This window comes from Sphingomonas cremea, assembly GCF_021502585.1.
Taxonomy (GTDB): Bacteria; Pseudomonadota; Alphaproteobacteria; order Sphingomonadales; family Sphingomonadaceae; genus Sphingomicrobium; species Sphingomicrobium cremea.
This window is the reverse complement of sequence record NZ_JAKFGM010000003.1, coordinates 151,007-171,074: the sequence shown is the minus strand read 5'-3', so window position 1 is coordinate 171,074 and position 20,068 is coordinate 151,007. Positions and strand designations below refer to the sequence as shown.

Sequence of the window (20,068 nt, the reverse complement as noted above, 5' to 3'; positions counted from 1 at the left end):
ACCCTCATTGAGAGTTGACGGAAGGGTCGGTGGGCTTGCCCACCGGCCCTTCTTCATTGGCGAGGCCGTTGAGCATCGCTTCGGCGTCATTTAGCCGATCGGCCTCCGCCGGAGTCGGGGCTTCGGGCTTTTCTTCCCGGGTGCACCCGGCGGACAAGATGGCCAGCAGGAGGATAAGGACCTTCATCTCGGCCGAAGTACCACTTCGACCGAAAGAAAAAAGGGCCGCCTGCACATGGCAGACGGCCCCCTATCACATGCAAAAACGTGCGACAGCGATGATTACATCGCGTTGTCGGCAGCGTTCGCTGCGGCGTCACCAGCGTTCTCGACGGCGTCGCCGGCGTTCTCAACGGCGTTACCGGCCGAATCGAGCGCGTTGTCGACAGCAGCGTCGGCAGCGTTGGCGTCAGCCTCAACGGCATTCTCAACAGCAACGTTCTCGACGGCGTTTTCGGTCTTGGTTTCGCACGCGGCAAGGCCGAGCGCGAGGACCGCAACGGTCAGTGCAACCTTCTTCATGATCGTTCCATTCCTTGCTTATGGGGACTGGCCCCCTTGCGAAAACCAGTCCGGCTCGGCCTGCCGCGCGAGCGTCAGGCCAGCGAGCGGAGATATTGATGTTTGTCGCGTCACGCAATCGTCATTTGTTAGATGTGCAGAATGATATCATCCGGAGCCATCCTCGATTGACGGATATAAAGACTTCTTTATATCCTTAAGAGGTGACCCAGGACCTCAAGCTTGCGGCGCTTTTCCAAGCGCTGGCCGATCCAACGCGGCTCCGCATCCTTGCGCTGCTGCGGGTAATGGAGCTGTCGGTCGGGGAATTGGCACAGCTATTGGGTCAAAGCCAACCGCGCGTTTCGCGCCACGTCCGCATTCTCAGCGACTCGGGGCTGGTTGGCCGTAGGAAAGAAGGAAGCTGGGTTTATCTCCAGATTGCCGACCCCGATCGAACCGCGCCGCTGTTTGAGCTTTACGACGGCTGGGATGATCCCGAGGCCCGCCAGACATTTGCGGGGGATGCTGCGCGACTGGATTCGGTCCGCGCCGACCGCGCCGAGGCAGCTCGGCGCTATTTTGAAGCTCATGCCGCGACGTGGGACAGCATCCGTTCGCTGCATATCGCCGACGCCGAGATCGAACGGGCGATTGCCGGGCTACTCATCGACCGGCCGATCGGCGCGTTGCTCGATATCGGAACTGGTACAGGTAGAATGCTGGAGCTGTTTGCGCCGAAGGCTGTAAGTGCGATCGGCATCGATCGATCGTCAGAAATGTTGCGGCTGGCCAGGGTCAAGCTGGAACAGGCAGGCATTTGTGGAGCGAGCCTTCGCCAGGGCGACATGTATGCCTTGCCGCTTGGCGATCGAAGTGCCGACAGCATTATCCTCCATCAGGTGCTTCACTATGCGCAGCAGCCCGGTGCAGCGATTTCCGAAGCGGCGCGGGTGCTCGCCCCGGGCGGACGCCTGCTGGTGATCGATTTCGCCCAGCATGATCGTGCCGAGCTTAAGGAACAGGACGCTCATTTGCGGCTGGGCTTCGCCGACGATGCGATGCGCGGCTGGTTTTCCGCGGCCGGGCTGGAGCTTGACCGGATCGAGCGCCTCGGTGGGGGCGAGCTTAGCGTCATCCTGTGGCGGGGGATCAAACCGGAAGCCGCCCGCGAAGAGCGCGCTGCCGCATGAACCACGAAACCGAAATTGCGCTGAACGGGCATGCCCCGCTGTTTGCCGAGGCGCGCGGTGACATCAACGTCAGCTTTGAATTTTTCCCGCCAAGGACCGACGCAATGGCCGAGACGCTTTGGCGTTCGATCGAGACTCTGGCGCCGCTAAAGCCAAGGTTCGTATCGGTCACCTACGGGGCGGGCGGATCAACCCGCGAGCGGACCCATGCTACAGTCGAGCGGATCGTTCGGGAAACTGACCTTACACCCGCCGCCCACCTAACCTGTGTCGGCGCCACGCGCGATGAGATCGACGAGATCGCTTGCAACTATTGGGAAGCAGGGGTGAGGCATATCGTCGCGTTGCGCGGCGACATGCCGGAGCCTGGCCAGGCTTATTCGCCGCATCCGGGCGGCTATGCCAACGCCGCCGAACTTGTCGCGGGCCTGAAAGCCGTAGCGCCATTCGAGATTTCGGTGGCGGCCTATCCGGAAGGCCATCCGGATTCCGACTCTGCGGAGAGCGACCTCGATAATTTGCTGCGCAAGATCGACGCAGGCGCGGACCGGGCGATTACCCAATTCTTCTTCTCGGCTGACTGCTTCCTGCGATATCGCGACACCCTGGCCGAGCGGCGGCCGGGTATCGAAATCGTGCCGGGCATTTTGCCGGTGTCGAATGTCGCTACGACACGACGCTTCGCCGGTCAGTGCGGGGCCGCGATCCCGCAGTGGCTCGACCGGCTGTTCGAGGGGCTCGACGAACTTCCCGCCGCCCGTCAGCTGGTTGCCGCGACGTTAGCCGGGGAGCTTTGCGGTCAGCTTTATGCCGGCGGGGTCAGGCACTTTCATTTCTACACATTGAACCGGGCCGAACTGGCCTACGCCATTTGTCACCTGCTGGGAGTTCGCGCATGACCGTGGCCAATGATTTTCGGGCCGCCGCAGCGCGGCGCGTGCTGGTCAAGGACGGCGCGTACGGTACGCTGATCCAGTGCGAGGGGTTGAAAGAAGCCGATTATCGCGGCGACCTGCCGCTCAACCATGATCAGAAGGGCAACAACGACCTTCTGAACCTGACGCGGCCAGATATTGTCCGTAAAATCGCAAAGCAGTTCGTCGCGTCAGGCGCTGACATTTTGGCCACCAATACATTCAATGCAAACCGCATAAGCCAGGCCGACTATGGTGCCGAAAGCCTGGTGCCGGACATCAACCGCGCTGCGGCACAAATCATCCGCAAGGTGGTCGAGGAAGCCGCAGCTGACGGCAAGAAGCGCTGGGTCGCAGGCGCGATCGGCCCGACCAACAAGACCCTGTCGCTTTCGCCCGACGTCAACGACCCCGGCTATCGCGAGGTAACGTTCGAAGAAGTGAAGGACGTGTATCGTGAGCAGATCGATGCGCTGGTCGAGGGCGGGATCGATTTCGTCCTGATCGAAACGGTATTCGACACGCTCAACTGCAAGGCCGCAATCATGGCCGCACTGGAAGCCGAAGCGGCACTAGGCCGCGAGCTGCCGATCATGATTTCGATGACACTGACCGACCTTTCGGGCCGCAACCTTTCCGGCCACACGGTCGAGGGTTTCTGGGCGAGCGTCCGCCACGCTCGGCCGCTGACAATTGGACTCAACTGCTCGTTCGGAGCGGCGCAGCTTCGCCCGCATCTCGCCGCGCTGGCCCGCCATGCGGAAACGCTTGTAATGGCCTATCCCAACGCGGGCCTGCCGAATGAGCTCGGCTGCTATGACGAAGCCGCGGAGGAAACTGCAGTGCAGGTCCGCGAATGGCTGGACGATGGTCTGGTCAATATCGTCGGTGGCTGCTGCGGGACGACGCCGGCGCATATCGCAGCGATAGCGAAGGTGGCTGCCGACGCAGCTCCGCGCAAGATTCCGGCGCCGTCGAATCATACCATGCTGTCCGGCCTCGAGCCGATGACCCTCGCCGCATGAATGATTTTTCCAGCGCGGCTGCCGGCGCGCGCTTCGTCAACATCGGCGAACGGACCAACGTAACCGGATCGGCCAAGTTCAAGAAGCTGATCCTGGCCGGAGACTATGACGCCGCGGTCTCGGTGGCGCGCGACCAGGTCGAGGCCGGGGCGCAGGTCATCGACGTTAACATGGACGAGGCGCTACTCGACGGCGAGCTGGCAATGGCGACGTTCCTGAAGCGCTTGGCAGCCGAGCCGGACATCGCACGGGTGCCGGTGATGATCGACAGCTCCAAATGGAGCGTTATCGAAGCCGGGCTGCAGTGCGTGTCGGGCAAGCCGATCGTCAATTCGATCAGTCTCAAAGAAGGCGAAGGTCTGTTCCTCAAGACGGCGCGGAAAGTGCGGGCCTATGGCGCAGCGGTCGTGGTGATGGCATTCGACGAGACTGGCCAGGCCGACACCAAGCAGCGCAAGATCGACATTTGCGAAAGGGCCTACAAGCTGCTGATTGGCGACGGCTTTCCGCCCGAGGACATCATATTTGATCCGAACGTGTTCGCGGTGGCGACCGGGATCGACGAGCATCGCCGCTATGCGCTCGATTTCATAGAGGCGGCGCGCGAGATCCGGGCGCGCTGCCCTCACGTCCATATTTCCGGCGGGCTGTCGAACCTCAGTTTCTCTTTTCGCGGCAACGAGCCGGTTCGCCGCGCGATGCACTCGGTGTTCCTATTTCATGCGATTCCGGCGGGAATGGACATGGCCATCGTTAATGCCGGCCAACTTGACGTCTATGATGCGATCGATCCCGAATTGCGCGAGGCGTGTGAGGACGTCATCCTCGACCGACGCCCTAAGGCAGGAGGCGATGCCACCGAACGATTGATTGCGCTCGCCGAGCGATTTCGCGGCACCGACGCCGCCGAGGAGAAGAAAGCGGCCGAGTGGCGTTCGCTGCCAGTCACTGAACGGCTGTCCTACGCACTGGTCAAGGGGATCGACGAACATATCGTCGCAGATACGGAAGAGGCCCGGCAGGCCTTCGCTCGCCCGATCGAGGTCATCGAAGGACCGCTGATGGACGGCATGAACGTCGTTGGCGACCTGTTCGGATCGGGCAAGATGTTCCTGCCACAGGTAGTGAAATCGGCGCGCGTGATGAAGCGGGCGGTCGCCCATCTCATACCCTTCATCGAGGAAGAGAAGGAGAAGTCAGGGGCGAGCCGCGGGAAGGGGCGGATTGTGATGGCGACCGTCAAAGGTGACGTGCACGACATCGGCAAGAACATTGTCGGCGTAGTCCTGCAGTGCAACGGCTTCGAGGTGATCGATCTAGGGGTCATGGTGCCGTGGCAGAAGATCCTGCAGGCGGCCAACGACAACAATGCGGACATGATCGGGCTTAGCGGCCTGATCACGCCCTCGCTGGACGAGATGGTGACGGTGGCCGGTGAAATGCAGCGGGCCGACCTCCGCCTGCCGCTGCTGATTGGCGGTGCAACGACCAGTAAGGTGCATACAGCGCTACGCATCGACCCGGCCTATGAAGGGCCAGTGATCCACGTGCTCGACGCCAGCCGGGCGGTCGGCGTGGCCTCGTCGCTCGTCTCGGATACCCAGCGGACGCCACTGATCGATACGACCGCCGAAGATTATGAAAAGATTCGCAGGTCGAGAGAGCGGAGCGGCCACAGCGAGCTGGCTGCGCTCCCGGATGCCAGGGCCAATGGATTTGCCTACGACCCGTCGGGCAAGGCGCCGGCGCCGCAATATCCGGGCCTTCATCATTTCGGCGAATGGCCGCTGAAGGACCTCAAGGCCTCGATCGACTGGACGCCCTTCTTCCGGGCGTGGGAACTCGCCGGGACCTATCCTGCTATTCTCGACGATCCGGTGGTTGGAGAGAGTGCGCGCAGCCTGTTCAAGGATGCGCAGCAAATGCTCGACCAGATTATCGCCGAGCGCTGGGTCACACCGAAGGGAACGGTCGGGCTGTGGCGCTGCCGCCGGGAAGGCGATAACGTCCTCATCCTCGCCGGCAATGACTGGACCCGTGTTCCCTTCCTTCGCCAGCAAGTGAAGAAGCGGGAGGGTCGGCCGAACATGTGCCTGGCCGATTTTATCGATCCAGACGGCGAGGATTGGATCGGCGGGTTTGCGGTCGGGATTCACGGCCTGGAGCCGCATCTTGAACGGTTCAAGCAGACGGTCGACGACTATGACGACATCCTTTTGAAAGCATTGGCCGATCGCCTGGCCGAGAGCTTTGCCGAGGTGCTCCACGCGCATGTCCGCAACCGCCTGTGGGACTATGCTGACGAACATCTCTCGAACGCAGAGTTGATCCGCGAGCGATACCAGGGAATCCGTCCGGCCCCCGGTTATCCGGCCTGCCCGGACCATTCGCTTAAGCCGATCCTGTTCGACATGCTGGGCGGCGCGCCGGGTGAGGTTACGCTCACTGAAAATTTCGCAATGCTACCGACGTCGGCTGTGTCGGGCTTTTACTTTGCTCATCGCGATGCGAGCTATTTCGGGGTGGCGCGGATCGGGCAGGACCAGCTTGAGGAATATGCCCAGCGGCGCGAGGTCGATGTCGAGACCGCAACCAGGTGGCTGAGGCCCAATCTCGACTAGCTGCGCGCGGGCGGGTAGCGATTGCCACGTGATCCGTTGGCTGCCCCTCTTCGTCTTTGCTCTTCTGGCGCAACCTGCCGTTGCCCAGATTGCCTCCCGCCAAAATGCAATCCGGCCTGAATTGATTGCCGAAGGCCCCGCGACGCCGGGCGGCGAAGTCGAGCTCGCGATTCTGATGCATACCGATCCTGGCTGGCACGGCTATTGGCTCAATCCGGGCGATGCTGGCTTGCCGATGAAGATCGAGTGGCAATTGCCGAAGGGCGCTCGGCTGGGGCCGTTGCGCTTTCCAGTGCCGGACAAGCTGCTCGTCGCCGGGATCGTCAACTATGTCTACGAACGCGACTATGCGTTGCTGACCAGGTTTACGGTGCCAGCAAATGCCAGGGGCGTGGTGCCGATACGGGCTGAAGCGCAATGGCTGGCCTGTACGGATAAAATCTGCGTGCCGGAGCGAGGCAGCATTTCGCTAAACGTGCCAACTGCAATGGGCGAGGCAACCGAGCGGGTCCGTTTCGACGAATGGCGGCGCGCGCTGCCGCGACCACTGGCGAGTCCGGCAAGATTTGCGGTCAGGGACAATAAGATCGAGATTGCCGTGCCACTTCCTGCCAGCGTGATGGTTGGCCAGCCCTACTTCTTCCCCGCCGACGACGGCCCGATAGACTATGCCGCGCCGCAGGGCTTCCGGCGCAAAGGCGACTTGCTGATCGCCGAGCTGGAGCGTCGCCGGGGAAATCCTGAGCGGCTGTCGGGCGTATTGGCGCTGGGGGACGGTCGAGGGCTCGAGATCAAAGCAATTCCTGGGCAGGTTCCCAAGGGTGGGCAATCCGTCGGCGGACTCGGCGCGAACGCGCTATTCTATGCCTTATTCGGCGCGATGGTGGGCGGCTTGTTGCTTAACCTTATGCCCTGCGTCTTCCCCATCCTTGCCCTAAAAGCGCTGCATCTGGCGAAGTTGGGCGGCGATGAGAGTCGGGCCCGACGAGACGCGCTGGCCTATACGGCGGGAGCAATCATTGGAACGGGATTGCTTGGCGCGGCCTTGCTGGCCATCCGCGCAGGGGGAAGCGCGGCGGGTTGGGCCTTCCAGCTGCAGGATCCGCGCACGACAATCGTACTGCTTCTGCTCACCACGGCCATTACATTGAACCTGCTCAGGGCCTTCGAGCTACCGGTGCTTGCTGGGGAGCATAATCCGCAAGGAAGTTTCGGCACCGGCGCATTGGCAGCGTTCGTCGCCACTCCTTGTGCAGGGCCGTTCTTGGGCGCAGCGCTAGGAACCGCCCTCCTCTTGCCAATCTACGGCTCGATCGCCGTCTTCGCGGCGCTTGGGCTGGGGTTGGCAATACCCTTCCTGCTCATCGCCTTCATTCCGATCTTGCGCGGCCGCTTGCCGCGGCCAGGACCGTGGATGGTGCGGTTGCAGCGCTTCCTGGCCATTCCGATGGCGGCTACGGCAGTGGGCTGCTTATGGTTACTCTACCGGCAGGGCGGACCGGCGGCGCTGCTGGTGGGGCTAGGCGTGGCTGGGGCGCTAACGCTGCTGCTCTACTTGACCGGCCTGCGACAGCGACGGGGCCAGCGTACCGGCTGGGCCGCGTTCGGAGTTGCGCTATTGCTGACAGGGGTGGCGGCAACGCAGGTTCCGCGACAGCCGCAGGCCGCCGCCCGCGTGCCCTTGGGGTCCGAGGCGTGGAGCGAGACCGCAGTCGAGAAATACCGTGCCGCGGGCAAGCCCGTCTTCGTTTATTTCACCGCCGACTGGTGCCTGACCTGCAAGGCCAACGAGGCTGCCGCGATCGAGCGCCAGGCGACCAGGGAGGCATTCGGCAAGGCCGGGATCAGGGTGTTCGTCGGCGATTGGACTAACGGCGACCCGGCGATCACGCGCTTTCTTGAGGGTCGCGGCAGGGCCGGCGTGCCGCTCTACCTATGGTATGAGCCCGGCCGCGCCGAACCCGAGGAACTACCGCAAATATTGACACCCGGAATGCTCATCGAGCGGGCATTGCGTCCGCGCTAGACCAGGCTTTCTTGCCGGCTACCCAGGATTCAATCACCTTGGTGCGGGCAAGGGCTTGGGCGTCGACCTTGCTGACATCGCGGTCGACGAGGATGAAGTCAGCCCATTTACCGGGTTCCAGGCTACCGATCTTGCTTTCCGCAAAGCCGGCATAGGCCGCGCCGCGGGTGAAGCCGGCCAGCGCCTGTTCGAAGTTGACCCGCTGTTCGGGATACCAGCCGCCCGGAGGCTGGCCGTTCATATCCTGGCGACTGACCGCGGCGGCAAGACCCGGGAAGGGGTTGGGGCTCTCCACCGGAAAATCGGAACCAAAGGCGATCGGAATGCCAAGCTGCTCGATCGTTTGCCAGGCGTAGGCACCCTTCAAGCGGTCTGACCCAAGGCGGGCCTCCGCCATCAGTCGGTCGCTCGTCTGGTGGGTAGGCTGCATCGACGCGATGATTCCCGCAGGCTTCAGGCGCGAAATGTCGGCGGGGTCGGCGATTTGGAAATGCTCGATCCGCCAGCGGCGATCACCGGGATAGCGTTTGCCCAGCGTCTCATAGGTGGAAATGACCTGGGCATTGGCGGCATCGCCGATGGCGTGGATGGCGAGCTGATAACCGAGTGAGGCAGCGGTATCGGCTTGCTGGAGGATCTGCGCATCGGTCAGGAACTGCAGGCCCGTGGTCTCCGGCTTGTCGGCATAAGGTTTCTTGAGCCATGCGCCGCGTGAGCCCAGCGCTCCGTCGGCATAGAGCTTTACCCCGGCCAAGTGCAGCCGGTCGCCATAAAGCCATTCGCTCGGCTTGCCGCCATTGATCGCCCGCATCCCCGGGATGCCCCCGGCATAGCTCAGGATCCGGACATTGAGCGTGCCGGCTTTTCCCGCACGCTCCATAGCGGCCCACTCGTCCGGTCCGGTACCCATGTCGGCGGCGGCGGTGAGCCCGTTCGCTAGCAGCAATTCCTGAGCCTTGCCCAGTACGGCATCTTCTTCGGTCGGAGTCGGCGTTGGAATCTTCGATTCGATCAGGCTCATTGCAGCATCGACGAAAAGGCCGTTCTCGATCCTGCCCCCGGCTGGCGCCTGGGTGTTGAGCGAGAAGCCCGCCGCTTGGATCGCCGCACTATTGGCAACCGCGGCATGGCCGTCGACCCGTCCGAGCCATACGGGGCGGTCATCGACCACCGCATCAATATCGGCCGATGTCGGGAAGCGCTTGTCACCCCACAATTCCTGGTTCCATCCGCGGCCAAGGATCCAACGGGCGGAAGGATTGGCTTCGGCGTAAGCCTTCAGGCGATGTTGCAATTCCGCTAGCGACTTGGTGCCCGTCAGGTCGAGTTGCAGCGCTGTGAGCCCCAACGCCATGACATGGCCGTGCGCATCGATCAGCCCGGGAAGCAGCGTCTTGCCGCCCGCATCGATCTTATGTTCCGCCAGCGGCATAGTTTTGTCGATCGGGCCTAGCGTCTTTTTGACCTTGCCGTCGTCACCGATCAGCAAGCTGGTGAAATGCTGGAGCTTGCCGCTGCCATCGACCTGAAGGCCGTTCGCATTGAAAATCAGCGTATCGGCCATCGCGGCCGACGAAGTGGCGAGAAGCAATCCAAACGTTGCGGTCAAACTCTTGATCATGTGGTGCTCGATAGCATTGTTTGACGCGGCGTGAAGGTTTAGGCCGCGTCGCCATGGACGCCCCAACAAAGACCCGCCCGACAATCGATGACATCCGCGCCGCCGCGGAGCGGATCAAGGGATCGGTGATCCGAACGCCGATGATGATGAGCCGGACCCTTTCGGAGATTGCCGACGCCGAGGTGTGGCTGAAATTCGAGAACCTCCAGTTCACCGCCGCCTACAAGGAGCGCGGCGCGCTCAATAAGCTGCTGCAGCTGAACGAATCGGAACGGGCTCGGGGCGTGGTTGCGGCCTCGGCAGGCAATCATGCCCAGGCGGTCGCCTATCACGGCCGTCGGCTCGGCATTCCGGTCACGATCGTCATGCCGGTGTCGACTCCGATGATCAAAGTCACCCAGACGGAGGGTCACGGGGCGCATGTGGTGTTGCGTGGCGAGCGGTTCGACGATGCCTATACCCACGCGCGGGAATTGGAGGCCAAGGACGGATATGTTTTCGTCCATCCCTTCGACGATGTGGCGGTCATGGCCGGGGCCGGAACCGTCGCACTGGAAATGCTCGAGGATGCCCCGGAACTCGACACGCTCGTCATTCCGATCGGCGGCGGCGGGCTGATTTCAGGTGTGGCGACTGCGGCTAAGGCGATCAAGCCCGGGATCAAAGTAGTCGGGGTCGAAGCCGAGCTTTACCCGTCGATGAAGAATGTCGTCGAGGGCGGCCATGGCGCGATTGGCGGCGACACCCTGGCTGAGGGCATTGCCGTCAAGGAACCAGGCCAGCTGACTCGCGCAATCATTGCCGATCTCGTCGATCGCATCGACCTGGTCGGCGAAAAGGACATCGAACATTCCGTGGCGATGCTTGTCGCAATCGAGAAGTCAGTGGTCGAAGGAGCGGGCGCCGCCGGACTCGCGGCGATCCTGGCACAGCCAGAGCGTTTTCGGGGCCGGAAGATCGGCACCACGCTATGCGGCGGCAACATCGATACGCATTTGCTTGCCAATGTCCTGGTGCGCGAACTGGTTCGCTGCGGACGAATTGCCCGCTTGAGGATCGCTGCGCAGGACCGGCCAGGCGCTCTGGCAGCGATTACGGCCAAATTCTACGAAAGCGGGGTCAATATCATCGAGACCAACCATCACCGCATCTTTACTCGCCTTCCGGCCAAGGACACCGTCATCGAGGTTGAATGCGAGGCGCGGGATGCCCAGGCGATCGACACACTGGTCAAGCATCTGGAAGGCGCCGGCTTCCATGTCGAGCGCGCTGAACTCGACTAATAATTAACCCCGATCCGTCCCCTTGCGGCACACCTTGCCGCATTAACCCTCTTTTCGGGGTAACACCCCCTTTTCTTACTCGTTTACGACGAGCATAAAGAGTTTCGTAACCATTTGCGGAGGGCAGGTCAGGGTGAGCGCACCATTTCGCTTCCCGAAGTTCTTTGTCACCAACCCTTCGCCATGCCCATATCTTCCGGGCAAGGTCGAGCGGAAGGTGTTCACGGAATTGAACGGCCGCAACGCCGGGGAGCTTAACGAAGCGCTCGGCCGCATTGGATTCCGCCGTTCTCAGTCCGTTGCATATCGCCCCAGTTGCGTGGACTGCTCGGCATGTGTTTCGGTTCGGGCACTGGCCAGCGAATTCACGCCCAACGCCACGCAGCGCAAAATCCTCCGTCGCCACAGCGACCTAGAGGTCAACGCCTGCCGGCCGTGGAGCACCGAAGAGCAGTATGACCTTCTCCGCCGCTATCTTACCGCGCGCCATCCCGGCGGCGGGATGGCCGAGATGGATGAGCAGGATTATGCGGACATGATCGAGCAGACGCCGGTCCGCACCTACGTCATCGAATATCGGGAACCGTCGGTTGACGGTAGACCGGGCAAACTCGTTGGGGCCTGCCTGAGTGATCAGCAGGGCGATGGGCTTTCGATGATATACAGCTTCTACGATGTGGGTGAGGGAGCCAGGAAGGGCCTAGGCACTTACATCATCCTCGACCATATCGTCCGCGCCGCACGCGCCGGCCTGCCTTATGTCTATTTGGGCTATTGGGTCGAAGGGTCTGATCGCATGGCCTACAAGGCGAGCTTCAAGCCAATGGAGAAGCTTGGCCGCGATGGATGGCGGCGCATGGACGTTCCGGAGCCGGTGCCTGTACCGCTAGACCTGGCGCTGCCGACACGCAGCCCGCGGCGGATCCTGGTCGACGCGTAGTCGCTCCTCAATCGGGGCGGGAGTTGCGAAAGGAAACGGCGGAGCGTTTCCGCCCCGCCATTCCGAAGCCCTGCCGGGCTAATCAGGCTGCTTTGAGCTTTCCGCCCATCCCATGGACGGCCGCGGCGCTCAGGCACTGTCCACCGATGGCCCAATTGCCCTGCTCGACCTCGACGATGCGGACCCAGGTCACCGAGCGCAATTCCTCGCCTTCGACTTCAACCATGGCCTCGGTCACCTTCTCGATGAGCTCCTGCTTCTTTGCCGGGCTAAAGACGTCCTTGATGACGTCGATCGTCACTAGCGGCATTTTTTGATCTCCTTCATTGGACCTTATTGCGGTCGCCGGCTTCCTGCCGTGGCGTGGCAATCGCCTCCAGTTCAGCAAATGAAGCAAATCACTACAGATTCTGTAGTGAGACATTCATATTCTTGCCCGCCGGGATATTAGGACAACGAAAAACGGCGGGGCATTTCCGCCCCGCCGCGTCCACTCCCCCAGGCTACTAATTCAGGGTTACGCTACTGCCGCCTCAATCGTGCCGGTATCGCCTTCGGCGTCACGCAGCACATAGCCGCGGCCCCACACGGTCTCGATGTAATTTTCGCCGCCGCAAGCAAGGCTCAGCTTCTTACGAAGCTTGCAGATAAAGACGTCGATAATCTTGAGCTCCGGCTCATCCATGCCGCCGTAAAGGTGGTTCAGGAACATTTCCTTGGTGAGCGTGGTGCCCTTGCGGAGCGAAAGCAGCTCCAGCATCGCATATTCCTTGCCGGTCAGGTGCACTCGGGCGCCGTCTACCTCGACCGTCTTGGCGTCGAGGTTCACGGCAAGCTTGCCGGTGCGGATGACCGATTGCGAATGACCCTTCGAACGGCGGACGATCGCATGGATGCGCGCCACCAGCTCGTCGCGGTGGAAGGGCTTGGTGACATAATCGTCGGCGCCAAAGCCCAGCGCGCGAACCTTCGAATCCATCTCACCGATGCCCGACAGGATCAGCACCGGGGTCGAGACCTTGGCGGTGCGAAGCTTCTTCAGCACGTCATAGCCGTGCATATCGGGCAGGTTCAGGTCGAGCAGGATGATGTCGTAATCGTAGAGTTTGCCGAGATCGAGGCCTTCTTCGCCAAGATCGGTGGTGTAGACGTTGAAGCCTTCCGTGCCGAGCATCAGTTCGATGCTCTTGGCGATGGTCGCTTCGTCTTCGATCAGCAGAACCCGCATGCTCTATTCCCCTGGTTAGCTCGCCGATCGGAGCGTAATAGTTTCACGCTCTTAACGACGTCTAAGCGTCCATTAACCATGCGGTTTCTGACCTTAAAAGGTTAATAGTGCGTAAAACTTCGTAAATGGCCGATATCGTTGCAGCGGTGCATCAGTTTAGATCAGCATCGGGAAAGGATCGGGTCAGCTCATTGTTCAAATTGAATTGCTACATGTTGCAGGTGCGGCAATGACGAGGCCGATGCACCTTGAAGACCGTATCTTGTTCGTCGACGGCGAAGCTATTGTGATCGATAAGCCCGCGGGCCTGCCAGTCGATGCGCCGCGTTCGGGCGGCGATAGCGTCGAGGCGCGCATCGAGGAGTTGAGTCTCGGTTTCAAACGTCCGCCAGTGCCGATGCATCGGCTCGACCGCGACACGTCGGGCTGCCTGCTATTTGCCCGCAATCCCAAGGCACGAGCGCGCTTCCAGCAGGCATTTGAGCGCGGCGAGGTAGCAAAAAGCTATCTCGCCGTGGTCGACGGCGAGATCGTGGAAGAAGAGGGGCTGATCGAGCTGCCGATCGCCAAAGTATCGAGCGCAGCCGGTGGCTGGCGCATGGTCGTCGATGAGGGCGGCAAGTCGTCGGCTACTAGATGGAGGCGACTGGCGGTCGCAGATGGACAAAGCCTGGTCGAGTTTCGACCATTGTCCGGCCGCACCCACCAGATACGGGTTCATGCCGCGCGGGGCCTGGGCGCAGCAATCGTCGGGGATCCGGTCTACAGCCTGCCCGACGATGCTGAGCTGGGCGGCATGACCTTGCCGGACAGCGGCATGCTGCTCCACGCCTGGAAGCTGGTTATGCCGCGCGGGGACAAGCCTGCGATCGACGTCACGGCACCGGTTCCCGACCGTTTCGGGCGCTGGCTGGATTTCCTGTGAAGCCGGAAGACGTATTGATCCCGGAAGCGGCGCTTTCGGAGCGCTTCCTCGCCGCAACCGGGCCGGGGGGGCAGAACGTCAACAAGGTTGCAACTGCCTGCCAGTTGCGTGTCGAGGTGTTCAAGCTGGGGCTGAGCCCCGATGCCTATGAGCGGCTAAAGACGATTGCGGGAAGCCGGATGACGACCGGCGGCGAGTTGGTGATAACCGCTCGCCGCTTCCGAACGCAGGAGGCCAATCGTGAAGATGCGCGGGCCCGACTGGCGGAAATGATCGCGGCTGCCCATATGGTCCAGGCCAAGCGCAAGCCGACCCGCCCTTCGCGGGCGGCTAAGGCGAGGCGGGTCGATGAGAAAAAGGGCCGCAGCGCGATCAAAGCGGCGCGCGGAAGGATAAGGCTGGACTGATGTACGACTATAAGATCGAAGCGGCGGACAAGCACACACTCTACGCCGACCTTGCACTCGCGCTGGAGGGGATTGTGGCCGGGGAGCCGGATGGCATCGCCAACATGGCCAATGCTTCGGGGCTGATTTACGAGACGCTACCCGATGTGAATTGGGTCGGCTTCTACCGCAATATCGGCGGCGAGCTGGTCTTGGGCCCGTTTCAGGGCCGCCCAGCCTGCATCCGAATGACGTTCGATCAGGGCGTGTGCGGAGCGGCGGCGAAAAGCCGGCAGGTGCAGCGGGTCCAGGATGTCCATGCTTTTCCCGGCCACATAGCCTGCGACAGCGCTTCGAACAGCGAGATCGTCGTGCCGCTGATCCGCGACGGAGAATTGCTCGGCGTACTCGACATCGACAGCCCCAAGCATGCGCGGTTCGACGCGGAGGACGAGGCGGGCTGCGTAAGGTTGGGCGAGATTCTTTCCAGGGCGATTTAGCAAGGGCCCGGGGGTTAGGAGAGCCCCTCCAGCTGCTCATCGGTCAAACCACCGGGGATGATCATCACCGGGCAGGGCAGCTTGCCAGCGTCATGACCGGTGAAATGGGCGACCATCGGGCCGGGGTGTCCGGACTGCGCGGCGCCGAGCACGAGCGCGGCAACGTCGTCGCGGGTGCCGATGTGGGCGCGGACGGCCGCGACCGGGTCCCCCGGCCGTACGACAATCTCCGGAGTAATCCCGGCTGCGTCCATGATTTCGCCAACGCTGGCCGCAACGCTGGCCTCAATGCGGAGACGCTGCTCCTCCTCCATCGCCGCCTGGACCCCGCCCCACTGGACGAAATCTTGCGGCTCGACCACGGCCAGCACATCGACAGCGCCACCGGTCTTGGCGGCACGGCGGGCAGCGAAGCGCAGCGCAACGCGGGCCTCCGGGCTGTCGTCAATTACGACCAGGTAAGTGCGAACCATCCCTGTTCTCCCCGGTGGGACGCTGCTGCAAGTGGGGCTCGGTGGCAAGCTTTTCCGGCACATCGTTTCTGCTTGTTCGCCGACAAGCTGCATACTCGCCACTTGACCCGCTTATCGCTTTGGCCTTTGTGCCGGTCGAGTCTGACCGAGCCCGAGAGAGCCCATGTCCATCGAACTGAAGATGCCCGCACTGTCGCCGACGATGGAGGAGGGAACGCTCGCCAAATGGCTGGTCAAGGAAGGCGACACGGTCGCTTCGGGCGATATTCTGGCTGAAATCGAGACCGACAAGGCGACTATGGAGTTCGAAGCCGTCGACGAGGGGACCATCGCCAAGATTCTGGTGGCTGAGGGTTCGGACGGAGTGAAAGTCGGCACGCCGATTGCGATTCTGGCTGGCGAAGGTGAAGAGATCAGCGCCGCCGCGCCCGCCCCCAAGGCCGAGGCCGCGCCGCCGCCCAAGGTAGAAGAGCCGAAGATCGAGCCTGCCGCGCCAGCCAGTGGCGGAGGTGAGACGCCGTCCGCGCCGCCCGCTGCTGCCACGTCCACTCCCAAGGCTGATGCAAGTAATCGGATCAAGGCTAGCCCACTCGCCCGGCGATTGGCGGAGGCGCAGGGCATCGACCTGTCGACGCTCAAAGGCTCGGGTCCGGGTGGCCGCATCGTCCGCGCCGACCTGGGCAAGGCGGCTGGTGGTGCAATGTCCGCGCCTGCGCCGACGTCAACCGCCGCACCCGCCGGGCTCCAGTCGGTGGAGACGGAATTGGCGTTCACCGATGGCGTTCCGCATGAGGCGATCAAGCTATCCAATATGCGAAAGACGATTGCGCGCCGGCTGACCGAGTCGAAGCAGCAGATTCCGCATATTTACCTGACGCTCGAAGCGCGGCTCGATGCGCTGCTCAAACTTCGCGGGGAACTCAACGCGGGGCTTGCCAATCGCGGCGTGAAGCTCAGCGTCAACGACATGCTGATCAAGGCGCTAGCGCTGGCACTGGTAGAGGTTCCGGAGTGCAACGTCAGCTTCGCCGGCGACCAGCTGATCAAATATCATCGCGCCGACATTTCGGTCGCAGTCAGCATCCCCAATGGGTTGATCACGCCGATCATTGCCGGAGCCGAGGACAAGTCGCTGTCGAAGATTTCGACCGAGATGCAGGACCTCGCCGGCCGTGCCAAGGAGGGCAAGCTGCAGCCCCACGAATATCAGGGCGGCACTGCCAGCCTTTCCAACATGGGCATGTTCGGGATCAAGCATTTCGAGGCGGTGATCAATCCGCCGCAGGCGATGATCATGGCCATCGGCGCGGGCGAGAAACGGCCCTACGTCATCGACGATTCCTTGCAGATCGCAACCGTCATGAGTGCCACGGGCAGCTTCGACCACCGCGCCATTGACGGGGCGGATGGGGCACGGTTGATGAAGGCGTTCAAGGAGCTGATCGAAAGCCCGCTTGGGCTGGTCGCTTAAGATGAAGTGGCTGGCGGCCCTGGCCCTTGGCGCTATCGTCGGCTTCCTGGTGCCGATGATTTTCGGTGGCGAAGCCGGTTTTTGGCTGCACAGCTGGACGAAATTCGGAACCATTCGTCCGCTCGAAGGCTCGCCAGGCTTACTGCTCTCGGTCCCGCTATTCCTGGGCTCGGCTGTGGCGTTTCGCCTTTTCTTCAACTGGCACAGCCGCTGAGTGCGGAAATTTGCCTGACCGTGTTCCCCTCATTCGTGTCACCGCAATGCCGTCTGACACCAATCCCTATGGCGGGGTATTCGGGGGCTGGCTGATGGGCCAGATGGGATTGGCCTGCGGCTCCTTCGCGTCGCGCCATACCGGCGGCAAGGCGGTGGTGGTCGCGGCTGACAATCTAACCTTCACCGGGGCAATGGCCGTGGGCGACGAGCTCAGCGTCTATGTCGATTTGAAACGGCAGGGGAGGACTTCAATGACCCTTGCCGCCCGCGCACTCGCGCGCACTCGCGACGGCAACGAGGAATTTGAAGTGGCGACCGGCGAATTCACCTTTGTCGCGCTCGATGAAAACGACAAGCCGCGGGAGATAGCGGCGAAAGAGGAAAGCAATGGCTGACACCTACGACCTTATCGTCCTCGGATCCGGTCCCGGCGGCTATGTCGCCGCGATCCGCGCGGCGCAGCTGGGCCTCAAGACCGCGATCGTCGAACGGGAAAATCTCGGGGGAATCTGCCTCAACTGGGGGTGCATCCCGACCAAGGCGCTGCTTCGGTCCGGCGAGATGCTGCATCACATGCGTCACGCCGACAGCTTCGGCCTCGTCGCCGGCGAAGTGAAGCCGGACTTGGCCAAGATTGTCGCCCGCAGCCGCGCGGTCGCCAAGCAATTGAACCAGGGCGTCACGCACCTGATGAAGAAGAACAAGATCACGGTTCATATGGGCGAGGGGACAATCACCGCGCCCGGCAAGATGACGGTGGCTTCCGATGGAAAGAAGACCGAGCTTGCCGCCAAGCACATCATTATCGCCACCGGCGCCCGGGCCCGCGAACTGCCCTTTGCTCAGAGCGACGGCAAGCGCATCTGGACCTATCGCCATGCGATGACGCCGCCGGAGATGCCGACCGAGCTGCTGGTCATCGGGTCTGGCGCGATCGGGATCGAGTTCGCCAGCTTCTATAACGACATGGGCTGCAAGGTGACCGTGGTCGAAATGCTGGACCGCGTCGTGCCCGTCGAGGATGCGGAAGTCAGCGATTTCCTCGCCAAGAGCCTCGCAAAGCAGGGCATGACCCTGCTCACATCGGCCGGTGTTGAAAGGCTCAAGGCCGATGCCAAAGGCGTGGCCGCGAAGATCAAGACCAAGGACGGCAAGGTCAGCGAGCAACGCTTCTCCCACTGCATCGTCGCGGTCGGAATCGCGCCCAACACCGAGAATATCGGGCTCGAAAAACTCGGCGTCAAAACCACCAAGGGCCATATCGACACCGATGCCATGTGCCGCACCAACGTGCCCGGCATCTCGGCAATCGGCGACGTCACCGCACCGCCGTGGCTGGCGCACAAAGCCAGCCACGAGGGGATCATCGCCGTGGAGGCGATCGCGCAGGCGCTGGGCAACAAGGATGTCCACCCGCACGCGATGGATGTCCGCAACATCCCTGGCTGCACCTATTGCCACCCGCAGGTCGCCAGCGTCGGCCTGACTGAAGCCAAGGCCAAGGAAGCCGGTTACGAGATCAAGGTCGGCAAATTCCCGGCCATCGGCAACGGCAAGGCAATCGCGCTGGGTGAGGTCGAAGGCTTCATCAAGACCGTGTTCGACGCCAAAACCGGGGAACTGCTTGGCGCGCACATGATCGGTGCCGAGGTGACCGAGCTGATCCAGGGTTATACCGTCGGCAAGACCGCCGAGTTGGTCGAAGCCGACTTCATCAACACCGTCTACCCCCACCCGACGCTTAGCGAGATGATGCACGAAAGCGTCCTCGCGGCCTACGGAAGGGTAATCCACATTTGAGCGCTGTCGGCCACGGCAACCGGACCTTATGGATCGCTTTCGGGGCGAACCTTGGCATCGCCGCCGCCAAATTCGGTGCAGCGGCGATCACTGGCAGTTCGGCAATGCTGACCGAAGGCGTCCACTCGGTGGTCGACAGCTCCAACCAGCTGCTGTTGTTGTGGGGCCGCAAGGCGGCAAAGCGGCCGGCGGACCAATATCATCCCTTTGGCTACGGCCGCGAAATATACTTCTGGAGCTTCATTGTCGCCGTGCTGGTGTTCGCATTGGGCGCCGGTGTTTCGATCTACGAAGGCATTATCCACATATCGGATCCAGAGCCGGCGGTTTCGCCGATCATCGCCTACGGCGTGCTGGCGATCGCCTTCCTGCTTGAAGGTGGATCGACACTGGAGGCCTTCAAGGACTTTAAGCAGCACAAGGGCCAGCTTGGCTGGATCCAGGCCGTGCAGCAGTCGAAGGATCCACCTGGCTTCATCGTCTTGCTTGAAAATGGCGGAGCGATGGTCGGGATCATTGCCGCGGCAATCGGTCTCGGGATCAGCCAATATACCGGCGACCCGCGCTACGACGGCGCGGCGTCAGTCGTAATCGGCCTAATCCTGGCGATCATTGCCTTCTTCCTCGCCTATGAATCAAAGGCGTTGTTGATTGGAGAAGCGGCCGATCCCCAGATGGTGGCGGAGATGCACCGCATGGTTGAAGCAAAGACAGGCGTGACGGCGGTAGGTGAGATTCTCACGGTTCACAGTTCTCCCGATCAGATCACCGCGATGCTGTCGGTCGATTTCGATGACAATATTTCAGCGCGCGACGTTGAACGTCTGGTTTGTGAGATCGAACGCGAGTTTGAATCCCGTTTCCCGATGGTCCATGCACTTTATATCCGCCCGTACAGCTCGGTAGACCGCGGGCCGCCTTGTTAAGCGGCCGGGGCCAGTATGG

21 protein-coding genes are annotated in these 20,068 nt (G+C 62.1%); 15 read left to right on the top strand and 6 right to left on the bottom strand.

All coding sequences use genetic code 11. The features are described from left to right. Positions 1–4: 4 nt before the first annotated feature. Together LVY65_RS11090 and LVY65_RS11085 are read right to left on the bottom strand one after the other, a co-directional pair. Complete coding sequence (locus LVY65_RS11090) at positions 5–187, bottom strand: hypothetical protein (protein WP_235068304.1); 183 nt, start codon at positions 185–187, stop codon at positions 5–7. A gap of 95 nt (positions 188–282) precedes the next feature. Beyond that, positions 283–522, bottom strand: a complete 240-nt coding sequence (locus tag LVY65_RS11085; protein ID WP_235068303.1) for a circumsporozoite protein — start codon at positions 520–522, stop codon at positions 283–285. Between the two features lie 203 nt (positions 523–725). Between LVY65_RS11085 and LVY65_RS11080 the strand changes: the two genes are divergently transcribed. The 5 genes from LVY65_RS11080 to LVY65_RS11060 are packed head-to-tail and all read left to right on the top strand — an operon-like array spanning position 726 to position 8,280. After that, the gene (locus LVY65_RS11080) at positions 726–1,694 is read left to right on the top strand and encodes an ArsR/SmtB family transcription factor (protein WP_235068302.1); all 969 of its coding nucleotides are present in this window, start codon (positions 726–728) and stop codon (positions 1,692–1,694) included. Continuing rightward, a complete protein-coding gene (gene metF / locus LVY65_RS11075; RefSeq protein ID WP_235068301.1) occupies positions 1,691–2,593 on the top strand; it encodes a methylenetetrahydrofolate reductase [NAD(P)H] in 903 nt (300 codons plus the stop codon). Before LVY65_RS11080 ends, metF begins: the two co-directional genes overlap by 4 nt. Next, positions 2,590–3,633 (top strand): homocysteine S-methyltransferase family protein, encoded by a 1,044-nt coding sequence (locus LVY65_RS11070; protein WP_235068300.1) that lies wholly within the window; start codon positions 2,590–2,592, stop codon positions 3,631–3,633. The genes metF and LVY65_RS11070 overlap by 4 nt, the downstream gene beginning before the upstream one ends. After that, a complete protein-coding gene (gene metH, locus LVY65_RS11065) occupies positions 3,630–6,254 on the top strand; it encodes a methionine synthase (protein ID WP_235068299.1) in 2,625 nt (874 codons plus the stop codon). The genes LVY65_RS11070 and metH overlap by 4 nt, the downstream gene beginning before the upstream one ends. Before the next feature lie 28 nt (positions 6,255–6,282). Further along, positions 6,283–8,280, top strand: a complete 1,998-nt coding sequence (locus LVY65_RS11060) for a protein-disulfide reductase DsbD family protein (protein WP_235068298.1) — start codon at positions 6,283–6,285, stop codon at positions 8,278–8,280. Here the strand turns inward: LVY65_RS11060 and LVY65_RS11055 are convergent. Then, positions 8,252–9,901, bottom strand: coding sequence for an amidohydrolase (locus tag LVY65_RS11055; protein WP_235068296.1), 1,650 nt, complete (start codon positions 9,899–9,901; stop codon positions 8,252–8,254). The two genes, LVY65_RS11060 and LVY65_RS11055, sit on opposite strands and share 29 nt — an antisense overlap. A gap of 53 nt (positions 9,902–9,954) precedes the next feature. Here LVY65_RS11055 and LVY65_RS11050 point away from each other — a divergent pair, with 53 nt between their 5' ends. Beyond that, positions 9,955–11,184 carry a threonine ammonia-lyase gene (locus LVY65_RS11050; protein ID WP_235068295.1) on the top strand — a complete coding sequence of 410 codons (1,230 nt, stop codon included), beginning with the start codon at positions 9,955–9,957 and terminating at the stop codon, positions 11,182–11,184. Between the two features lie 133 nt (positions 11,185–11,317). Further along, positions 11,318–12,124, top strand: coding sequence for an arginyltransferase (locus LVY65_RS11045; RefSeq protein WP_235068294.1), 807 nt, complete (start codon positions 11,318–11,320; stop codon positions 12,122–12,124). A gap of 82 nt (positions 12,125–12,206) precedes the next feature. Here the strand turns inward: LVY65_RS11045 and LVY65_RS11040 are convergent, their stop codons facing one another. Together LVY65_RS11040 and ctrA are read right to left on the bottom strand one after the other, a co-directional pair. After that, the gene (locus tag LVY65_RS11040; protein WP_235068293.1) at positions 12,207–12,434 is read right to left on the bottom strand and encodes a tautomerase family protein; all 228 of its coding nucleotides are present in this window, start codon (positions 12,432–12,434) and stop codon (positions 12,207–12,209) included. 207 nt (positions 12,435–12,641) lie between these two features. Next, on the bottom strand, positions 12,642–13,352 hold the full coding sequence (ctrA, locus tag LVY65_RS11035; RefSeq protein WP_235068291.1) for a response regulator transcription factor CtrA: 711 nt from the start codon (positions 13,350–13,352) through the stop codon (positions 12,642–12,644). A gap of 229 nt (positions 13,353–13,581) precedes the next feature. Between ctrA and LVY65_RS11030 the strand changes: the two genes are divergently transcribed. The 3 genes from LVY65_RS11030 to LVY65_RS11020 are packed head-to-tail and all read left to right on the top strand — an operon-like array spanning position 13,582 to position 15,163. Further along, positions 13,582–14,277 (top strand): RluA family pseudouridine synthase, encoded by a 696-nt coding sequence (locus tag LVY65_RS11030; protein WP_408021989.1) that lies wholly within the window; start codon positions 13,582–13,584, stop codon positions 14,275–14,277. After that, positions 14,274–14,684: an alternative ribosome rescue aminoacyl-tRNA hydrolase ArfB gene (arfB, locus tag LVY65_RS11025; protein ID WP_235068289.1), complete on the top strand. Its 411-nt coding sequence runs from the start codon at positions 14,274–14,276 to the stop codon at positions 14,682–14,684. The genes LVY65_RS11030 and arfB overlap by 4 nt, the downstream gene beginning before the upstream one ends. Then, the gene (locus LVY65_RS11020; protein ID WP_235068287.1) at positions 14,684–15,163 is read left to right on the top strand and encodes a GAF domain-containing protein; all 480 of its coding nucleotides are present in this window, start codon (positions 14,684–14,686) and stop codon (positions 15,161–15,163) included. Before arfB ends, LVY65_RS11020 begins: the two co-directional genes overlap by 1 nt. A gap of 14 nt (positions 15,164–15,177) precedes the next feature. On the opposite strand, the gene LVY65_RS11015 is transcribed toward LVY65_RS11020, so the two are convergent. Beyond that, positions 15,178–15,636 carry a universal stress protein gene (locus LVY65_RS11015; RefSeq protein WP_235068285.1) on the bottom strand — a complete coding sequence of 153 codons (459 nt, stop codon included), beginning with the start codon at positions 15,634–15,636 and terminating at the stop codon, positions 15,178–15,180. A gap of 163 nt (positions 15,637–15,799) precedes the next feature. Between LVY65_RS11015 and LVY65_RS11010 the strand changes: the two genes are divergently transcribed. Genes LVY65_RS11010 through LVY65_RS10990 form a run of 5 tightly spaced genes read left to right on the top strand, consistent with a single transcriptional unit; the run spans position 15,800 to position 20,049 of the window. Beyond that, on the top strand, positions 15,800–17,107 hold the full coding sequence (locus LVY65_RS11010; protein WP_235068283.1) for a pyruvate dehydrogenase complex dihydrolipoamide acetyltransferase: 1,308 nt from the start codon (positions 15,800–15,802) through the stop codon (positions 17,105–17,107). A gap of 1 nt (position 17,108) precedes the next feature. Beyond that, positions 17,109–17,321, top strand: a complete 213-nt coding sequence (locus tag LVY65_RS11005) for a hypothetical protein (protein WP_235068282.1) — start codon at positions 17,109–17,111, stop codon at positions 17,319–17,321. A gap of 46 nt (positions 17,322–17,367) precedes the next feature. After that, entirely contained in the window at positions 17,368–17,718 is a 351-nt protein-coding gene (locus tag LVY65_RS11000) for an acyl-CoA thioesterase (RefSeq protein ID WP_235068281.1), read from the top strand. Beyond that, positions 17,711–19,123: a dihydrolipoyl dehydrogenase gene (gene lpdA / locus LVY65_RS10995; protein ID WP_235068279.1), complete on the top strand. Its 1,413-nt coding sequence runs from the start codon at positions 17,711–17,713 to the stop codon at positions 19,121–19,123. Before LVY65_RS11000 ends, lpdA begins: the two co-directional genes overlap by 8 nt. After that, a complete protein-coding gene (locus LVY65_RS10990; protein WP_235068277.1) occupies positions 19,120–20,049 on the top strand; it encodes a cation diffusion facilitator family transporter in 930 nt (309 codons plus the stop codon). Before lpdA ends, LVY65_RS10990 begins: the two co-directional genes overlap by 4 nt. The last annotated feature ends 19 nt before the right edge of the window (positions 20,050–20,068 follow it).